Here is an 18,393-nt window from a genome sequence, read left to right on the forward strand (position 1 = left end):
AAGAAGAGCTTAGGCTCTTCTTTTTTTCTCACGAAAACCACTAGCACAGCTAGTGGTTCCGAAAAGCTTTTAGCGATGTATCAAAAAAGTCCCCCTAAAGTGTGTACTGACCCCAAAAAGTTAGACAATTAATTTACACAAAGGACTTAGTTCTGTATTGCACAGAAATGAGTCCTTTTAGTTTTACCTTGATTAGTTTGTTATTGTAATAATCAATATAGTCTACAATAGCTTGTTCCAATTGCTCAAGTAAGTGAAACATCTTCTCGTAACCATAAAACATCTCAGACTTAAGAATGCCAAAGAAAGACTCCATCATACCATTGTCTGGACTATTTACCTTACGTGACATGGACGGTTGAATCCCTTTATCCTCTAAAAATTGATGATAATACTGATGTTGGTATTGCCATCCCTGGTCACTATGGAGAATTGTATTTTCATAATGCTCCTCTGTGAAGGACTGGTCTAACATAGATTTCACTTGTTCTAAGTTTGGTGAAGTTGAGAGATTATAAGCGATAATTTCGCTGTTGAAACCATCTAAAACAGGCGATAAATATAATTTATGTGTGCTATTTGGAATGGCAAACTCTGTCACATCTGTGTAGCACTTTTTCATTGGGTTGGCTGCTTCAAACTGCCGTTGAATAAGGGTTATCTGCTTTCTTACCAACTTCTCCTTGGTATGAAGAATACTTGCGTTTACGACGGAATTTGGGAACTTAAACCAAGGAGCTTCATCAGACGTTAGACCTTCTTCTGGTTCACTACAAAACCACGATTCCTCAATTCAAGAGTTATTCGGCGATAGCCATAATTTCCTTTATGTTCATAATAAATTTCTTGAATTTCCACTTTGATAGATTGATTTTTATCTACTTGATTCAGTTGCTTTAAGTGGTAATAATAGGTTGAACGAGCAAGTTTGATAATCTTTAGAAGAATCCCTAAAGCAGACTCTGTTACCAATCCTTGAACAATTTCTGTTTTTCTTCTTGCTCCTTTTCGTCCCTAAATCGGAGTTCTCTCAACTTTTTTAGAATTGCATTCTCGGCTCTCAGGTACTCATTTTCTGCTTGGAGTCGCTCTAGTTCTGTCATTTCTTCCCAAGTTTTCTTACGTTTACGCCCCATTTTAGGTACTCTCCCTCTTCTTTTCTCAAGAAGAGTATACCCATTTTTGTATTGTGCTATTCAATTGTTAAGCAATCCTTGATTTGAGAAGACCTAGTCCAGGCAAACACTTTGTTGAGAACGACCTTCAAGTAGAACTTTATCAATCATTTCTTGTTTTTATTCTGGTGAATTGTAACGATTCTTTCCCTTTTTGATGATGTTTATTCCATAACGGTCAATTAATTTCACCATATATTTTAGACCAGAAATATTCACACCAAATCGTTTTGAAAGTTGGTTGAAGGTTTGACCTTGCTTTCTCAATTCATATATTTGAACTTTATCTTCATAAGTTAATTTCATAATAAAAACACCCTAAAAGTTAGATTTTTCTATCTAACTTTTGGGATGCAGTCCAAGTGTTATATTAGATAAGGTTTCCCGACCACTAACTAATATACAAAAAGAGAACCCTTGATGAGACAGGATAATAATAGTTTAGGACATACTACTTGGAATTGTAAGTATCATATTGTTTTCTCCCCCAAATATAGACGTCACATAATCTATGGGAAATACAAAGCAAGTATTGGTCAAATCTTACGGTTATTATTTGAAAGAAAAGGCGTTGTAATTCATGAAGCTGAAGCTTGTCCAGATCATATTCACATGTTGGTGAGTATACCACCAAAAATAAGTATTTCCTCATTTATGGGATATTTATAGGAAAAGAGTGTTTGTTTAAAAGTAAGAAAGAAGAGGAATAAGTGTAATTATGAGGATTATATTTAAATCGAAATTAGCTTTTTTCTGAATTTTATTTAGGTGTTTTTTCGTTGCTATTCTGACTTTCTATTTTGATTATATGATAAAAGTAGCTTACTAGCAATTAGCTAGAAATCCTTCTGATTTTACTATCTCTTTTATGCATTTTGTGGTATAATGAGACCGTATTAAAAAATTAAGGAGTCTGATCAAATGGCTAAATTGACTGTTAAAGACGTTGAATTGAAAGGGAAAAAAGTTCTCGTTCGTGTTGACTTCAACGTACCTATAAAAGATGGCGTGATCACTAACGACAACCGTATCACTGCTGCCCTTCCAACTATCAAGTATATCCTTGAACAAGGTGGACGTGCAATCCTCTTCTCTCACCTTGGACGTGTAAAAGATGAAGCTGATAAAGAAGGTAAATCACTTGCTCCTGTAGCTGCTGACTTGGCTGCTAAATTGGGTCAAGATGTTAAGTTTATTCCAGGTGTTACACGTGGTCCTGAATTGGAAGCAGCTGTTAACGCTCTTGAAGATGGCCAAGTTCTCTTGGTTGAAAACACTCGTTTTGAAGATGTTGATGGCCAGAAAGAATCTAAAAACGATCCTGAACTTGGTAAATACTGGGCATCACTTGGAGATGGTATCTTCGTAAACGATGCATTCGGTACAGCTCACCGTGCACACGCATCTAACGTTGGTATCTCAGCAAACGTTGAAAAAGCTGTTGCTGGATTCCTTCTTGAAAAAGAAATTGCATACATTCAAGAAGCAGTTGAAAATCCAGAACGTCCATTCGTGGCTATCCTTGGTGGTTCAAAAGTTTCAGATAAGATCGGTGTTATCGAAAACTTGCTTGAAAAAGCTGATAAAGTTCTTATCGGTGGTGGGATGACTTACACATTCTTCAAAGCGCAAGGTATCGAAATCGGTAACTCACTTGTGGAAGAAGACAAATTGGATGTAGCGAAAGCTCTTCTTGAAAAATCAAATGGTAAATTGATCTTGCCAGTTGACTCAAAAGAAGCAAATGCATTTACTGACTACACTGAAGTGAAATATACTGAAGGTGAAGCAATAGACCCAGGTTTCCTTGGTCTTGATATCGGTCCAAAATCTGTCGCTAAATTCGACGAAGCTTTGACTGGTGCTAAAACAGTTGTATGGAATGGTCCTATGGGTGTATTTGAAAACCCTGACTTCCAAGCTGGTACAATCGGTGTGATGGACGCTATCGTGAAACAACCAGGTGTTAAATCAATCATCGGTGGTGGTGACTCAGCTGCTGCAGCAATCAACCTTGGATATGCAGACAAATTCTCATGGATCTCTACTGGTGGTGGTGCATTTATGGAACTCCTTGAAGGTAAAGAACTTCCAGGAATTGCAGCTTTGACTGAAAAATAATTTTTGGTAAATCAAGAACGTTCTATAGAGCGTTCTTTTGGCTCCTTGTCAACTGTAGTGGGTGACGAAAAGCTAACATCTAGAGAGGACCGGATAGGTTTTCTCTTTTTGTATGTTCAGAGTGATGAAGACACGTTTCTTAAAGTTGATGAAGTTTCTAAAACCAAAGCCTAACTGTTTGATGTCTTTAATCATCTTGTTAGTCGCTTCGAGTTTTGCATTTGAATAGTCTGTTTCTAGTGCATTCTTGATGTATTGTTTGTGTCTAAGAAAAGTCCTAAAGACAGTTTGAAAGTATTGATTGACGACGTTTAAGTTTTCTTGAATGAGCTCAAAAAACTCATCTACTCTTTTTTCCTGAAAGTGAAAAAGTAAAAGCTGATAAAGTTTGTAGGCATTAGCGATCTCTTCTGAAAAGACCAATGTCTTCTCAATGATTTCATGTGGTACTAAAGTTTGTCGGAAGGTCTTTGAATAGAGGACGTTGAGAGATAACTTACGACTGTCCTTTTGAAAAAGTCGCCAGTGATTTTTCAAGGCTCGATAAGGTAGTGGCTTCTTATTGAACTGGTTCATAATGGCAATTCTTGCCTTTAAAAAGGCTTGATCAAGATGCTGGATGATGTGGAAACGATCAATAATGATTTGGGCATTTAGGAAAACTCTTCGAACTAGTGACATATAAGCTCCAGACATATCGATCGTGATAAATTGTACCTGTTGTCGGATTTTCAATGGATACTTCAAAAAGTAGTTTCGTATACAGGATAATCCAGTTTTGCTTGAACCTCGATATGAGTATCCGTTTCAAAAACAAGAGAAATAATGATGTTAGGGTCTTTAATTCTGCGGTATTCTTAATAAGTCTCATAAGTTCTTCCTAATGATGGTTTTGTCGCTCTTCATTATAGTTCTTATGGGACTTTTTGTGTATACTTAAAAAGCTCTATAATCTCTACAGTGGTTTTCCCCCTACAGAAATTATAGAGCCGTTCTTTTTTTGTTGAATTGAATACTATTCAATTGTAAAATGTAAAATATCAACATTCTTTTTTATTTTTTAATTATACAGTGAAATATCCCAAAAACTAGTAAATCATGGTAAAATAAATGAATGGGATTGAAATTTGAACCAGAAAAATTTAAGTTTGGTATGCGTACACTAAAGACCGGAATAGCCGTTTTTCTTGTTTTAGGCTTGTTTTCTGCTTTCGGCTGGGATGGGCTTCAGATTGGTTGTTTAACTGCTGTTTTTAGTTTGCGTGAGAACTTTGACCGTAGTGTTCAATTTGGAAAGTCACGTATTTTTGCAAATACAGTTGGGGGTCTTTTATCGCTTTTATTCTATTTTGTGAATATGTGGTTTGACAATTCAGTTTGGGTGACCTTGCTATTGGTCCCTATTTTAACAATGTTGACTATTGTCATTAATGTATCCTTTAATAATGCTTCTGGAGTTATTGGAGGAGTGGCTGCGCTTCTGATTATCACTTTGTCTATCCCACCTGATAATACTTTCACCTATGTGATAGCAAGAGTATTTGATACGTTTTGCGGAGTCTTTATTGCAATCCTTGTTAATTATGATTATGATTGGTTACTTAAACATCTAAAATAAGAATAATAGAGTTCTCTTGAGCTCTTTTTTTATTTTTTTTTAAAATAAAATCCTTGAATATAAGGTAATAAGCAATACAATGTTCGGGGTTTTCTTATTGTGTAAGAAAAAGTGACATTATCTGTTGACATGTAGTAACATTCAGAATATAATTGTTAGGAAAGGAGCATGATCATGGCAAGAGAAAAAGAACTTAGACGTACTTTGGCTGTTTTTCCGATTGGCACAGTTATGAAGTTAACGGATTTAACTGCTCGTCAAATTCGTTACTATGAAGATCAGGGGTTGATTCAACCTGAACGTACAGCTGGGAATCGTCGTATGTACTCATTAAATGATATGGATCGTTTATTAGAAATCAAAGATTTTTTGAATGACGGTTACAATATTGCAGCAATTAAGCATGAGTATGAGAAACGTAAAGCTCGTGTACAACAAAAACAAGTAGCTTTAACTGATGCGGACGTTAGACGTATCTTGCATGATGAACTCCTTCAGCAAGGTCGTTTTACGACCCCATCGCAACAATTTGGTAACTTGCGTATTTAATTACGCTTTGAACTTTTATTTTTGATTTTTATAAAGGAGACCCCTATTATGGTAATCACAGCAGCTGATATTCGTCGCGAAGTCAAAGAGAAGAATGTTACTTTTTTGCGTTTAATGTTCTCTGATATCCTTGGTATTATGAAGAATGTTGAAATTCCTGCGACAGATGAACAGTTGGATAAGGTACTTTCAAATAAAGTTATGTTTGATGGTTCATCAATTGAAGGTTTTGTTCGTATCAATGAATCTGATATGTATCTTTACCCAGATCTTGATACTTGGACAGTCTTCCCTTGGGGCGATGAAAATGGGTCAGTCGCTGGTCTTATTTGTGATATCTATACTTCGGCAGGTGAACCATTTGCAGGAGACCCACGTGGTAACTTGAAAAAAGCTTTGCGTCATATGGAAGAAGTTGGTTATAAATCATTTAATCTTGGACCAGAGCCAGAATTTTTCCTTTTTAAATTAGATGAACAAGGTAATCCTACGCTTGAAGTTAACGATAAAGGTGGTTATTTTGACCTTGCACCAACTGACCTTGCCGACAATACACGTCGTGAAATTGTTAATGTGTTGACAGAGATGGGATTTGAAGTTGAAGCATCTCACCATGAGGTTGGGGTTGGACAACACGAAATCGATTTTAAATATGCTGATGTTTTAAAAGCTTGTGATAATATCCAAATTTTCAAATTGGTTGTTAAGACAATCGCTCGTAAACACGGTCTATACGCTACATTTATGGCGAAACCTAAATATGGTATTGCCGGTAGTGGTATGCACTGTAACATGTCTCTTTTCACTGAAGAAGGAAATGCTTTCTTTGATCCAAAGGATCCACGTGGTATGCAATTGTCTCAAGACGCATACTACTTCCTTGGTGGTTTGATGAAACATGCATATAACTATACTGCAATTATTAACCCAACAGTGAACTCTTACAAACGTTTGGTTCCTGGTTATGAAGCTCCTGTATATATTGCATGGGCGGGTAGCAACCGTTCACCATTAATCCGCGTTCCTGCTTCTCGTGGTATGGGTACACGCTTGGAATTGCGTTCAGTTGACCCAATGGCAAACCCATATTTGGCAATGGCCGTTCTTTTGGAAGCCGGACTTGATGGTATCATTAATAAGATTGAAGCTCCAGCTCCAGTTGAAACAAACATCTACTCAATGTCTCCAGAAGAACGTAAAGAGGCTGGTATCATTGATTTGCCCTCAACACTACGTAATGCTCTTAAAGCATTAGAAACGGATGAAGTGGTTCGTCAAGCATTGGGTAATCATATCTATACAAACTTCCTTGATGCGAAACGTTTGGAATGGGCAAGTTATGCTACTTTCGTTTCACAATGGGAAATTGATAACTACTTAGATCTGTATTAATAAAATAATTTGAAGATCAGGGTTACCTGGTTTTCTTTTTTCTCTCTTAATTACATTAAAATATTAAGATGTTAAACTAATTTCATATCAATCTTAATCAGGAGGAAATATAAAAACAACAAAAAATACTGCCTCAGCAATAGTCCCAAGTACATTATTGCTTGGTCTTGCAGTCACCCAAACGACTGATGCTGATTTATTACACTGTTCAAAATGGGAAACTTGTTCTTCTCAATTGCTAGCCAATATAGCGTAGCTACATATCAATTAGCTGCTGAAAATGGCATGACTATCTGGTCAAGACTCGTTCTTGGTGGAACTTCGGATGTTTCAGGAACTTCCACAGCAGCTGAAGATATATCTGAAATTTTTTATTCAGAGGTAACAGCTACTGATACAGATATAGATTCCACATGGAATCGTTATCTAGTTGGTCAATGTACATGGGGTGTTAAAGAATTTACTCTATGGGGAAGTAACTGGTGGTGTAATGGGGGCGATTGGGCAGGAAGCGCTGCTAGACAAGGCTATGCTGTTGGTTCGATATCTGCTGCTCGTTCGATTGTATGTTGGACTGATGGTGAATATTAGATACGTTGGTTATGTTACACAAGTTGGTTAGATTAAAATCTTGGAGTCGAACCATAACAATTTGCAACAAATTGATAACTATCGTGGTTAGTTTAATCCATAAAATTCAACAACACCAGAGATGATATCTTACATTTATTCAGGTGCATAAAAGGAGAAGCAGCGTTTATAGAACTTTTTTACTTACTGAAGATTTGTAGCATACTAAAAAATGGTAGCTGTCAGGCTACCATTTTTTAGTTATCAGGTGTGAGAATCATTGGAATGATAGTTGGCTCACGTTCTGTTTTTTCGTATAGGAATGGTCGTAATGCATTGACGATAGCTCCGTTAACGGATTGAATGCTGGCGTCCTTATTTTTAAGAGCAATACGAATAGCGTTGAATAGAATGCGTTGGCTATCACGAATAAGATCACCAGATTCACGCATATAGATAAATCCACGACTGAGAATATCTGGACCAGCTAGAATCATCTTAGACTTGAAATCAACAGTTGCGACAGCAAGGACGACACCGTCTTCAGAAAGATCACGACGGTCACGAAGAACGGCCGCCCCAATATCACCGATACCATTACCATCGATATAGATGTCTTGAGCATTGAAATGACCTGCACGACGAGCAGAATCTTTTGTTAGGGCTAAGACATCACCATTTTCCATGATAAAGATATTCTCTTTCGGAACACCACAATCAACTGCGAGACCTGCGTGGACCTTTTGCATGCGGTATTCACCATGAACAGGCATGAAGAATTTTGGTTTAATCAAGCGAAGCATTAGTTTTTGCTCTTGTTGACCACCGTGACCAGAGGTATGGATATTGTTGATTTTACCGTGAATAACATCTACACCCGCTTCTTGAATGGTATTAATCAAACGGTTAACGCTGGTTGTATTTCCTGGGATAGGGCTAGATGAGAAGATAACGGTGTCACCAGGTTGTAGTGTTACTTGTCGGTGCATACCATTGGCAATACGTGCAAGGGCCGCCATAGGCTCCCCTTGAGAACCGGTACACATGATAAGAATCTCACTGGCATGATAGTTTTTCATTTCACTAGGATCAATAATAGTTCCTTTTGGAACTTTGATATAGCCTAGTTCAACACCATTAACAATGGCTTTCTCCATAGAACGTCCAAAGACAACAATCTTACGACCGGTTTTTACAGCAGCCTCAGCAGCTTGTTGAAGACGGAAAATATTAGAGGCAAATGAGGCGAAGATAATACGTCCATGAATGCCTTCAATTATTTTCATGATGGATTGTCCAACGACCTTCTCGGAATTAGTGAAAGTTGGGACTTCAGCATTGGTTGAGTCTGAGAGGAGGCAAAGAACGCCTTCTTCACCGAGTGCCGCCATACGATGAAGGTCCGCTGGCTCACCTACTGGAGTGAAGTCGAACTTAAAGTCACCGGTACAAACAATTTTACCTTGTGGTGTATGGATGACAATTCCGAGAGGTTCTGGAATTGAGTGAGTTGTGCGGAAGAAGGTTACGCTCATATTTTTGAAAGTAAGCTCTGTATTAGCGTTAATTTCATAGAGTTGTGCATCACGTAGTAGTCCGTGTTCTTCCAATTTTCCTTTGATAAGAGCAAGAGCAAGTGGTCCTGCATAGATTGGGATATTTGCCTGTTTAAGAAGGAAGGGGATACCACCAATATGGTCTTCGTGACCGTGAGTAATGACAAGAGCCTTAACACGGTCAACGTTTTCAACGATGTAAGAATAGTCCGGGATGACGTAATCGATACCGAGAAGATCATCTTCAGGGAATTTAATACCCGCATCGACGATGATGATTTCATCTTGGTATTCAATACCATAGGTATTTTTACCGATTTCTCCCAAACCACCAATAGCATAAACCCCAACTTCTTCAGGTTTTAGATTGATTTTTGATGTCATGGTCTTAGAACTCCGTTACTTCAAAAACGCCTGTTTCTTTTTCGTATTCAAGGGCTTTTTCTGAGAGGAGCTCAATGAATTCGATGTTGTAGGCAGTGTTTTTTTCGATGATTTGACGAGCTTGGATACGTCCCTCAAGTTCAGTTTCTGCATCGATATCTAGATAGAGTGATTTTGTCTGTTCACGGCGTGGGCTACGCTCTTTAGTTTCTTGGTAAAAAACTTTATAAATCATGATTTTCCTTTCTTTCCAAAAGGCTCTACCATTCTATAAAAAAACCGGTCAAGTCAATCTTTTCTCTGATTTACTTGACGTTTTGATATTCACTTTTATGAGTAATAGGTAGTAGCCTTGATTCGTATAACAATTACTATTATTGTACCATAAGATAAGGGGTAGATAAAGAAAATGGCGGAAAAAGTTGGGAAATGTTCATTTTTGGGAAACAACTACTTGTGTTATAATAGAGAAGCATAAAAAGAAACAAGGAAAAAAGATGAAAATATTAGCATTTGATACTTCCAGCACTGCTTTATCAGTAGCCTTGTTGGAAGATGAGAATTTAGTGGCAGAAGCAACAGTGACAGTGAAAAAGAATCATAGTATTAGTCTAATGCCCACTATTGATTTTTTGGTTGCTCAGGTGAGCTGGCAACCAGCTGATTTAGACCGTGTTGTTGTTGCTCAAGGACCCGGATCCTACACAGGGCTTCGTGTGGCTGTCGCAACAGCTAAGACTTTAGCATATGCCCTTGACATTGATTTAGTGGGAGTTTCAAGTTTGCAGGCCTTGATGGATCATTCAGCTGATGGTGTCGTAATTCCTATCATGGATGCCCGTCGTAATAATGTTTACGTCGGATTTTATGAAAATGGCCAAGCTATCGTCCCGGATCGTCATGCTGCCTTTACAGATGTTCTTGAGCAAGCTAAAACTTTTGAAAAGGTAACTTTTGTAGGTGAAGTGGCTAAATTTGTGGATCAGATTAAGGAAAGCCTTCCAGAGGCAACTATCTTGCCAAGTCTTCCGTCAGCCCTGTTAATTGGTCGTTTAGGCTTATCCTTGCCTCCTGTTAATGTGGACGCTTTTGTCCCTCATTACTTGAAGCGAGTTGAGGCGGAGGAAAACTGGCTTAAGACACATGAGGAGACTAACCGTGATAACTACATCAAGCGCGTCTAGATTGAGTAGTCAGGAACAGGCTCAGCTTATTTACCAAATTTTGTCGGATGTTTATGACAAATCTCCATGGACACTTGAGCAGGTGATAGCAGACTTGGCTTTGGACACTACTGAATATTTCTATGTTTATAATCAAGAAGAAGTTGTTGGTTTTTTAGCTCTTCAAAATTTAGTTGGTGAGATTGAAGTTACCAATATTGCGGTTCTAAAAGCTTATCAGGGACGTGGATATGCAAGTCAGTTGATGAAGTATTTAGAGGAGCGTAGTGAACCCATCTTTCTTGAAGTTAGAGCGTCAAATCAAGTTGCTCAGGCGCTATACAGAAAATTTGGATTTGAAAGTCTAGGAATTCGGAAAAATTATTATCATGAGCCTCAGGAGGATGCAGTTATCATGAGGCGAGAGGAAATCTAATGGCAGATAGATATATTTTGGCGGTGGAGAGCTCGTGTGACGAGACTTCAGTTGCTGTTTTAAAAAATGAGAAAGAACTTTTAAGTAATATTATTGCTAGTCAGGTAGAAAGCCATAAACGATTTGGTGGCGTTGTTCCTGAGGTGGCTAGCCGTCACCATGTGGAAGTAGTGACTCTTTGTATTAAGGATGCTCTATCTGAGGCGGGAATTGTTGCTGAACAATTGGATGCTGTAGCTGTAACCTATGGTCCAGGCTTGGTTGGAGCCCTCTTGGTTGGGATGGCAGCAGCTAAGGCCTTTGCCTGGGCGCACGGTTTGCCTTTGATTCCGGTCAATCATATGGCAGGGCATCTGATGGCGGCGCGTGAGGTTCAAGAGTTGGAGTACCCCCTCCTAGCGCTTTTGGTATCTGGAGGCCACACAGAGTTGGTTTATGTGTCAAAACCAGGGAATTACAAGATTGTTGGTGAGACACGTGACGATGCGGTTGGTGAAGCCTATGATAAGGTGGGACGTGTGATGGGCTTGACCTACCCAGCAGGACGAGAGATTGATGAATTGGCTCATAAGGGGAAAGATATTCATGATTTCCCACGTGCCATGATTAAGGAAGACCACTTGGAGTTTTCATTTTCAGGATTGAAGTCAGCCTTCATCAATTTGCACCATAATGCTGAGCAGAAAGGGGAGGTTTTAGTCACAGAAGACCTTTGTGCTTCCTTCCAAGCTGCTGTTTTGGATATTCTCCTAGCTAAGACCAAGAAAGCCTTAGAGCGTTACCCTGTCAAGACACTTGTTGTTGCTGGGGGCGTGGCAGCTAATCAGGGCTTACGTGAACGCCTAGCTGAAGAAATCACAGATGTAGATGTGGTTATTCCGCCTTTGCGTCTTTGTGGTGATAATGCTGGTATGATTGCTTTAGCAGCAGCTATTGAATATGATAAAAAACATTTTGCTGACTTGGATTTAAATGCTAAACCAAGTCTAGCCTTTGCAGGATTTGAAGAATAAGAAGAACCGCTTACTCGTCTGGTAAGAGGTTCATTCAGAAAGGAATTGAGTGTGTCTGACTTTCGTTCGGGTATGAAAGCCGCAGTACCGACAGCTCTAGGATATGTGGCTATTGGTCTAGCATTTGGTGTCGTAGCGGCAGCTTCTGGTCTATCGGCTCTTGAGGTCGCTCTCATGTGTGCATTGGTCTATGGTGGCTCGGCTCAGTTTGCTATGTGTGCTTTAGCCGTTTCAGGAGCTGGCCTTGGTGAGTTAACCTTGACTGTTTTCTTAGTTAATTTGCGTAACATGTTGATGAGTTTACATGCAACAACGATTTTTACCAAAACAAGTCTCTGGAATCAGCTGGGAATTGGTAGTCTGATTACGGATGAAAGTTATGGTGTCTTATTAGGAGAATATGTACATCGTAAAGATATTCCCGCTAACTGGATGCATGGTAATAATATTTTCAGTTATTTGGTTTGGATTGTGTCGTCAGTTGTTGGTTGTTTAATTGGCTCAATGATTCCAAATCCTGAGCTTTTTGGTTTGGATTTTGCCTTGATTGCCATGTTTATTGGTTTGTTAAGTAGTCAGTTTGATGCCTTGCTAGGTGAAGGAGTGCGTAAGCTGTTTCTGATTCTGTTATCTATTGCTGTGGCATATCTGAGCTTTAGCATCATTTTGTCAGAATCTTTGGCTGTTCTAGTGGCCACTTTGATTGGATGCAGTGTGGGGGTGATATGTGATGGCCGTCAATAGCTTCACTCTTATCGCTATTTTACTAGGGTTTGTGGTCAGCTGGGTCCCTCGTGTCCTCCCTTTTATCTTAGTGAAATATAAGGGATTACCAGATATTGTTGTTCGATTTTTGCACTACCTACCAGTTTCTATTCTCTTTGCACTGATTCTCTCAAGCCTTATGACTGAGAAAATCGGTCACTTGCCACAGATTAAGTGGATGGAAATCCTGGCTTCGGTGCCAACGGTAATTGTAGCGTTTAAGAGTAAAAATCTGCTCTATGCAGTAATTGTTGGTATAGTGTCTATGGCCCTGATTCGTTTAGTATTTTAGCAAATGAAAAGACTTGAAAAGTGGCTCATTCAGAGCGACTCTAAGTCTTTTTTTCTTAGTTATTGTTAAAAAAGGCTGCAATATCGTCTTCGCTGAGACCTATCATTGGATCGATAGTTGCCCAATTTTCTTCAGTTAAACGATAGTTTTCTTCTGTTTGCACAGGTTTGTTAACAGACTTATCCACAGGATGTGAATAAGTGTTAATAAGAGTTTGGGATGGATTGATATTTTCTAAGAAGTCTTTGTTTTCAATGGTTTCTGAGGGGCTACTATTTTTCCTTTCTGTTTGATTGGATGCGTCTGTTCCCTCGTTTTTAACATTCTTTTCGACAGACTTATCAACAACTTGTGTATAAGTTTGTTCAAAACGTTGGATGAGGTAGGTATTACGTTTGGCCCCCTCGTTGTGAACGGCATAATCGAAGGCTGCGATTTCCCCCAACATGACCAGTTTACTTTTGGCGCGTGTGATAGCGGTGTAGATGAGGTTACGTTGCAGCATACGCCCACTTTGGCGTGTGATGGGAAGGATAACGACTGGGAATTCACTCCCTTGGGATTTGTGTATAGACATGGCATAGGCCAGAGTAATCTTATTCCATTCGTTACGAGGATAGATAACCTCATTGCCATCGAAGGACATGTAAATTTCGTCTTGCTTACTTTCAGTATATTTACCAGGTATGAGATCAGTAATGATTCCAATATCGCCATTGAAGACATTGAGCTCTGTATCGTTGACCAGGTGGAGAATCTTGTCATTCTTACGGAAGAAAATATCATTAAAGGCAAATTGATTGGCTTTTTCTTTGGGATTAAGTAGATCCTGCATAATGGTATTGAGATTGTTGATACCAGCCTGTCCCCGGTACATGGGGGCCAGAATCTGTATATCCTGAGCAGCGATCCCACTTTTAATAGCGGCAGAGACAATTTTAGGGATCATCTGTGGAATATGGTTAGCATTAGCCTCAAAGTATGATCGGTCAGCTTTTTTCTCTGTGAAATCAGTGGGTAGTTGGCCTTGGCGCATCTGGCTAGCTAAGGTAACAATAGTGGAATCCTCAGATTGTCTGAAAATTTTGGTTAGGGAAACCTTAGGCAAGTCATCAATCTGCAAAAGGTCAGCTAAGACTTGGCCAGGGCCTACAGAAGGTAGCTGATCTTGGTCACCTACAATGATTACTTGAGTGGTATCGGAAATGCTTTCGAAGAGTTGATTGGCCAACCAAGTATCAACCATAGAGAACTCATCGATGATAATCAAATCGCAATCGAGATAGTCATCTAAGGTCTTGAAATCGTCCTCGCCATTAAGCCCCAAATGTCTATGGATAGTGGCACTAGGGAGCTTGGTCAGTTCGTTCATCCGACGAGCAGCCCGTCCCGTTGGTGCTGCTAAAATAATGGGTAAATCAGATTTTTTGAGGTCTAAACCATGAAGGTCTGCATAGGTTTTAATAATTCCGTTAATAACAGTGGTTTTCCCTGTTCCGGGACCGCCTGTCAGGATGAAGACCTTGCTTTGTAGGGCTTTAAGAATGGCATCTTTTTGAACCTTGTCATAGGTGATACCAAGCTCCTCTTCCACCCTTTCAAGACTTGCTTGGATTTTGTCCTCAGCACTGATGTCAGGCTGGTCTTTCATGATACGAGTTAGGTGGGTATAGATGCCCTGTTCTGCAAAATATAGGGTATTATCAAAAATTCTAGTCTCTATATTTTGCACCTTATCCTCTTGGATGAGATTGGTTAATTGGTTAGCAACCAAGGCAGGGTCAAGTTCAATCTGGCGAGAACTTTCCAAAAGAATGATAGTCCGTTCAAGCAAGGACTTGGCTTCGATGTAGGTGTCCCCTTCTTCCATACTAGTTTCTAGCAGACAGTTAATTAGGGCGGCTCGTAAACGCTCAGGAGCATCGCTAGCAATCCCTAGGCGTTCGGCTAGTTGATCGGCCATTTTAAATCCAATTCCCTGGACTTCCTCTACCAAGAGATAAGGATATTTTTCAATAAGGTTAAGTGATTCTTCCTTATATTGGTTGAAAATTTGTGAGGCAGCCTTTGGTGTGAGGCCATAGCTGGAAAGTTTGGACAAGATTTGTTCAGTACCATAGTTCATTTTTAATTTTGCAAGGAAGGCCTCTCGGTTTACCTTGGACAGATTAGGAATCTGCTCTAATTTACTAGGGTCTTCGAGAATCTTGTCAATAGGGTCTTCGCCATAAATCTCGACAATACGCTCGGCCGTTTTCTTACCGATTCCTTTGAAATTATCACTGGAGAAATATTTGATAAGGCCACTGGCTGAGGGTTTTGAACGCTCGTAGCGAGTCATTTGGAGTTGTTTGCCATATTTGGGGTGATTGGTTAGCTGACCCCAGAAGGTGTAGTCTCCCCCCTCCATGACATCCCCCATAGTTCCAGTAACAATGATTTCATAGTCTTCAAAATCACTGTCAGTTTCATCAATTTCTAAGAGTAGGATACGAAAAAAATTACTGGTATTTTCAAAAATGATGCGCTCGATAGTTCCTGAAAAATAAAATTCTTGCATGTGTTTTTTCCTAGATACATAATAAGGCTGGGTCTCCCCAACCTTATCTTATTTAGTGTTCTTAGTTGTCCTCAACTGTGCCAATTTTATCAAGTGGCCAGAAGCGGAATTTAACTTCCCCGACAAGAGCACTCTTGTCAAAGTAACCAACTTCGCGGCTATCTTTTGAAACGATACGGTTATCTCCGAGTAAGTAATATTTGCCTTCAGGAACAGTGACAGAAAAAGTAGTGTTTTTGTCAGCATTGACAGTGAAGGCATTTGATTCCTTAGCCAGTTGTTGGAAGTAGTCGCTATAGGCGTACTCTTTTTGGAGTTTATCCTTAGCAAAGGCAGCTTGGAATTTTTTGAGGTATTCTTCCTTAACTTCTTTACCATTGACAGTAAGTTTATCGTTTTGATAGGTAATAGTATCACCTGGCATACCGATGATACGTTTTACGATTTGTTTAGTCTTACCATTTTCAACTTCCTTGGCAACGACAATGTCAAAACGCTCAATGGACGTGTGTTTTAAAACGATCACACGTTGTCCATCTGCTAGGGTAGGATCCATTGAGTGTCCTTCAACCTGAACAGGGAGCCAGAGGAAGAGACGGGTCAAGAGGAAGAGACTGATAAAGAGAATGAAGAGTCCCCATTCATGAAGAAAAGTGAGGAAATATTGGGTCCATTTGTTTTGCATAGTTAAGGCCTTTCAGGGTTATTTTAAGCGTTGGTAGGCTTTTTTAGTATTGGCAAAATGATATTTAGCAGTAGTCTGGAGAGCCTGGTCTCCATAAGCTTGAAGGAGTTTAGCAGCGACCTGGTCTGACTTGGCACCAGCACCTGAAGGAAGGGTATAACCCACCTCTTGGCTGAGTTTATCCAGATTTTCCAGGAAGAGGTTGCGAGCAATGATAGAGCTCACCGCGACGGCCAAGTATTTACCTTCAGCCCTTCCTTCTAGAGTGATGGGGAATTCAAAGTGATTGCGTTCGTTCTTGAGGTATTTTTGATAATTCTTCTCACTGATAAAAGCATCAATGACAATCTTATCTGGTTTAGCACCAGATTGTAATAGTAGGAAAATAGCCTGATTGTGGAGGGCTACTTTGACGGATACAGCATTGTGAGCTTTACCGTCTCCAACTACTTCATTGTACTTTCTAGGAGAAAGTAGGAGTGCTTTGTGGGGAATTTTCTCCTCCAAGAGAGGTGCAATCTGACGAATCTTGCTATCATTTAGATTTTTAGAATCGTCGACTCCTAGAGATTTCAAAAAAGCATGGTCAGCGGTAGTAACTAGGCTAGCTACAACAGCCAAACCACCAAAATAGGAGCCGTTTCCAACTTCGTCTGATCCAATTAGGGCTAGATTTTGCCCATCAGGTGACTGCTTAGGCTCAGCTTGGTAACCAAAACGGCTAGCTAGGAATTCTGGTTTAGCACCCTGGAAGGTCACCTTGCCTGAAGTATAGGCGATGATACTTGTTCCATCGACCTTGGCTGAAAAACGAGCGTATGGATTTTTAGTCGCAGTTGCATAGCTTGCTAGATCCTTCTGGAGTACTGAAATCTGCTCTGCTGTCATTTTTAATACGATTGTGCCCATGGAATCTATTTTAGCACAAAAAAGGAAAATTGGTAGATATTTTACAGGTTAGGAATCCTTGAAAAATGATTTTTCTGGAGAAGGGAAAAGTCTAAAATTTACGAAATTTAAAATTTAGGATATAATGATTAGAAAGACAATGCCAAATTCTCCTCTTTTTTCTATGATTGGATGAGTCAGTTGGTATTTATGTGTCGAACATGCCCTGGAGAAGGTGTTAAAATCTGACTAAAAAGGGTGCTAAAACAAAAATAAGGAGAAGCTGCGGTGGAGACTTCATGTCCACCATTGATTAGGCAGTTAATAAGCAAATGGCAAACAAAAACCGTTACAAATTTCATTTTGGAGAAAAGAATCTCACGCTAACAACTGATAAGGACAACTTATTCATGGAAGAGGTGGAGCGTGTTGCTTATGAAAAATATAAAATTATCAAAAAGCAGATGAAAAATGCTGATAATGAAACGATTGCTATCCTAATGGCTATCAATTCTTTATCAACTCAGTTGGAACGCGAAATCCAAGTTGAAGATATGGAAAAAGAGTTGGAAATTTTGAGGGCTAAGCAACTCGAACAACTTAAGGTCAAGGCGACAGCTCAAAGTGATGACGATGAGGATGACGTATGATTGGACTCCTTGTCTTAGCCCTCATGGCTTGGAATTTCTATATTGGCTACCGAAGAGGTCTCTTTATGCAAGCCTATTACGTGGTTTCAGTCATTATCGCCATGTGCGTCGCGACTTATTTTTATAAGTCGCTAGGAGAGGCTATAAATCTTTGGGTACCTTATACTAATCCAACCAAAGATGCCAGTGTAGCTTTTTTTACAGACCAGAATATCTTCTCACTTGACCGTGTCTATTATGCGGGCGTCGCCTACTTCGCCATTTATTGTGTAACCTATTATGGTTTGCGTTTTCTTGGGATTTTCTTCCATTTTGTGAGAATTGAGCGCCTTGATCAGACACGGTTCAAAGTGGTAGGCGGTATTTTAGCTTCTTTGGTAAGTCTAGTACCTTTGACGATGTTGGGGAATATCCTTGCGACCGTCCCCATAAACAATATTCAAACGGTCTTGTTATCTAGCTGGGTTTTGCGTCTTTTGATTAATTGGAATTTTCCAGTTAGCCAGATTATCCAACACTTGTGGACAAGTGTGATATAGAAAACAGACGTCTTCCTTGCTTAAGGAAGACTTTTTT

General features: G+C 39.5%; 17 protein-coding genes and 3 pseudogenes. 13 read left to right on the plus strand and 7 right to left on the minus strand.

All coding sequences use genetic code 11. The annotated features are described in order from the left end of the window. Nucleotides 1-133 precede the first annotated feature (133 nt). Nucleotides 134-1,481 (minus strand): annotated as a pseudogene (locus NSQ85_RS03100) (IS3 family transposase). Between the two features lie 114 nt (nucleotides 1,482-1,595). On the opposite strand from NSQ85_RS03100, the pseudogene tnpA reads away from it, so the two are divergent. Both tnpA and NSQ85_RS03110 read left to right on the plus strand, forming a co-directional pair. Further along, a pseudogene (gene tnpA, locus NSQ85_RS03105) lies at nucleotides 1,596-1,841 on the plus strand (IS200/IS605 family transposase); the annotation flags it as partial. A gap of 255 nt (nucleotides 1,842-2,096) precedes the next feature. After that, nucleotides 2,097-3,296: a phosphoglycerate kinase gene (locus NSQ85_RS03110; RefSeq protein ID WP_179974017.1), complete on the plus strand. Its 1,200-nt coding sequence runs from the start codon at nucleotides 2,097-2,099 to the stop codon at nucleotides 3,294-3,296. A 79-nt stretch (nucleotides 3,297-3,375) separates the two neighbouring features. Here NSQ85_RS03110 and NSQ85_RS03115 read toward each other — a convergent pair. Continuing rightward, nucleotides 3,376-4,058: pseudogene (locus NSQ85_RS03115) on the minus strand (transposase); the annotation flags it as partial. Nucleotides 4,059-4,410: 352 nt separating this feature from the next. On the opposite strand from NSQ85_RS03115, the gene NSQ85_RS03120 reads away from it, so the two are divergent. From NSQ85_RS03120 to NSQ85_RS03135, 4 genes are all read left to right on the plus strand, one after another. Continuing rightward, a complete protein-coding gene (locus NSQ85_RS03120; RefSeq protein ID WP_179974016.1) occupies nucleotides 4,411-4,914 on the plus strand; it encodes an FUSC family protein in 504 nt (167 codons plus the stop codon). 174 nt (nucleotides 4,915-5,088) lie between these two features. Next, nucleotides 5,089-5,463 (plus strand): MerR family transcriptional regulator, encoded by a 375-nt coding sequence (locus NSQ85_RS03125; RefSeq protein ID WP_179974015.1) that lies wholly within the window; start codon nucleotides 5,089-5,091, stop codon nucleotides 5,461-5,463. A gap of 48 nt (nucleotides 5,464-5,511) precedes the next feature. Next, on the plus strand, nucleotides 5,512-6,855 hold the full coding sequence (gene glnA / locus NSQ85_RS03130) for a type I glutamate--ammonia ligase (protein ID WP_179974014.1): 1,344 nt from the start codon (nucleotides 5,512-5,514) through the stop codon (nucleotides 6,853-6,855). 213 nt (nucleotides 6,856-7,068) lie between these two features. Next, nucleotides 7,069-7,446 (plus strand): CHAP domain-containing protein, encoded by a 378-nt coding sequence (locus NSQ85_RS03135; protein WP_179974013.1) that lies wholly within the window; start codon nucleotides 7,069-7,071, stop codon nucleotides 7,444-7,446. Between the two features lie 236 nt (nucleotides 7,447-7,682). Here the strand turns inward: NSQ85_RS03135 and rnjA are convergent, their stop codons facing one another. Both rnjA and NSQ85_RS03145 read right to left on the minus strand, forming a co-directional pair. Next, the gene (rnjA, locus tag NSQ85_RS03140) at nucleotides 7,683-9,365 is read right to left on the minus strand and encodes a ribonuclease J1 (RefSeq protein ID WP_179974012.1); all 1,683 of its coding nucleotides are present in this window, start codon (nucleotides 9,363-9,365) and stop codon (nucleotides 7,683-7,685) included. Between the two features lie 4 nt (nucleotides 9,366-9,369). Continuing rightward, nucleotides 9,370-9,600, minus strand: a complete 231-nt coding sequence (locus NSQ85_RS03145) for a DNA-dependent RNA polymerase subunit epsilon (RefSeq protein ID WP_002947111.1) — start codon at nucleotides 9,598-9,600, stop codon at nucleotides 9,370-9,372. Between the two features lie 262 nt (nucleotides 9,601-9,862). Here NSQ85_RS03145 and tsaB point away from each other — a divergent pair, with 262 nt between their 5' ends. From tsaB to NSQ85_RS03170, 5 genes are read left to right on the plus strand one after another with little or no spacing between them, the layout of a single operon-like run. Then, nucleotides 9,863-10,549 (plus strand): tRNA (adenosine(37)-N6)-threonylcarbamoyltransferase complex dimerization subunit type 1 TsaB, encoded by a 687-nt coding sequence (gene tsaB / locus NSQ85_RS03150; RefSeq protein ID WP_179974011.1) that lies wholly within the window; start codon nucleotides 9,863-9,865, stop codon nucleotides 10,547-10,549. A gap of 1 nt (nucleotide 10,550) precedes the next feature. Next, nucleotides 10,551-10,964, plus strand: coding sequence for a ribosomal protein S18-alanine N-acetyltransferase (rimI, locus tag NSQ85_RS03155; protein ID WP_179974545.1), 414 nt, complete (start codon nucleotides 10,551-10,553; stop codon nucleotides 10,962-10,964). After that, on the plus strand, nucleotides 10,964-11,977 hold the full coding sequence (tsaD, locus tag NSQ85_RS03160; RefSeq protein WP_179974010.1) for a tRNA (adenosine(37)-N6)-threonylcarbamoyltransferase complex transferase subunit TsaD: 1,014 nt from the start codon (nucleotides 10,964-10,966) through the stop codon (nucleotides 11,975-11,977). Before rimI ends, tsaD begins: the two co-directional genes overlap by 1 nt. Nucleotides 11,978-12,022: 45 nt before the next feature. Beyond that, on the plus strand, nucleotides 12,023-12,721 hold the full coding sequence (locus NSQ85_RS03165) for an AzlC family ABC transporter permease (RefSeq protein ID WP_445330292.1): 699 nt from the start codon (nucleotides 12,023-12,025) through the stop codon (nucleotides 12,719-12,721). Next, a complete protein-coding gene (locus tag NSQ85_RS03170; protein ID WP_179973035.1) occupies nucleotides 12,708-13,034 on the plus strand; it encodes an AzlD domain-containing protein in 327 nt (108 codons plus the stop codon). The genes NSQ85_RS03165 and NSQ85_RS03170 overlap by 14 nt, the downstream gene beginning before the upstream one ends. Before the next feature lie 55 nt (nucleotides 13,035-13,089). On the opposite strand, the gene recD2 is transcribed toward NSQ85_RS03170, so the two are convergent. The 3 genes from recD2 to rnhC all read right to left on the minus strand — a co-directional run bounded on the left by recD2 (nucleotide 13,090) and on the right by rnhC (nucleotide 17,188). After that, nucleotides 13,090-15,594: an SF1B family DNA helicase RecD2 gene (gene recD2, locus NSQ85_RS03175; protein ID WP_340781135.1), complete on the minus strand. Its 2,505-nt coding sequence runs from the start codon at nucleotides 15,592-15,594 to the stop codon at nucleotides 13,090-13,092. 61 nt (nucleotides 15,595-15,655) lie between these two features. Beyond that, nucleotides 15,656-16,279 carry a signal peptidase I gene (gene lepB / locus NSQ85_RS03180; protein WP_340781136.1) on the minus strand — a complete coding sequence of 208 codons (624 nt, stop codon included), beginning with the start codon at nucleotides 16,277-16,279 and terminating at the stop codon, nucleotides 15,656-15,658. Nucleotides 16,280-16,297: 18 nt separating this feature from the next. Continuing rightward, nucleotides 16,298-17,188: a ribonuclease HIII gene (rnhC, locus tag NSQ85_RS03185; protein ID WP_340781137.1), complete on the minus strand. Its 891-nt coding sequence runs from the start codon at nucleotides 17,186-17,188 to the stop codon at nucleotides 16,298-16,300. Between the two features lie 311 nt (nucleotides 17,189-17,499). Here rnhC and NSQ85_RS03190 point away from each other — a divergent pair, with 311 nt between their 5' ends. Both NSQ85_RS03190 and NSQ85_RS03195 read left to right on the plus strand, forming a co-directional pair. Continuing rightward, on the plus strand, nucleotides 17,500-17,817 hold the full coding sequence (locus NSQ85_RS03190; RefSeq protein ID WP_340781138.1) for a hypothetical protein: 318 nt from the start codon (nucleotides 17,500-17,502) through the stop codon (nucleotides 17,815-17,817). Continuing rightward, complete coding sequence (locus NSQ85_RS03195; RefSeq protein WP_340781139.1) at nucleotides 17,814-18,356, plus strand: CvpA family protein; 543 nt, start codon at nucleotides 17,814-17,816, stop codon at nucleotides 18,354-18,356. Before NSQ85_RS03190 ends, NSQ85_RS03195 begins: the two co-directional genes overlap by 4 nt. The last annotated feature ends 37 nt before the right edge of the window (nucleotides 18,357-18,393 follow it).

This window comes from Streptococcus sp. FSL L8-0526, assembly GCF_038007145.1.
Lineage (GTDB): Bacteria > Bacillota > Bacilli > Lactobacillales > Streptococcaceae > Streptococcus > Streptococcus thermophilus.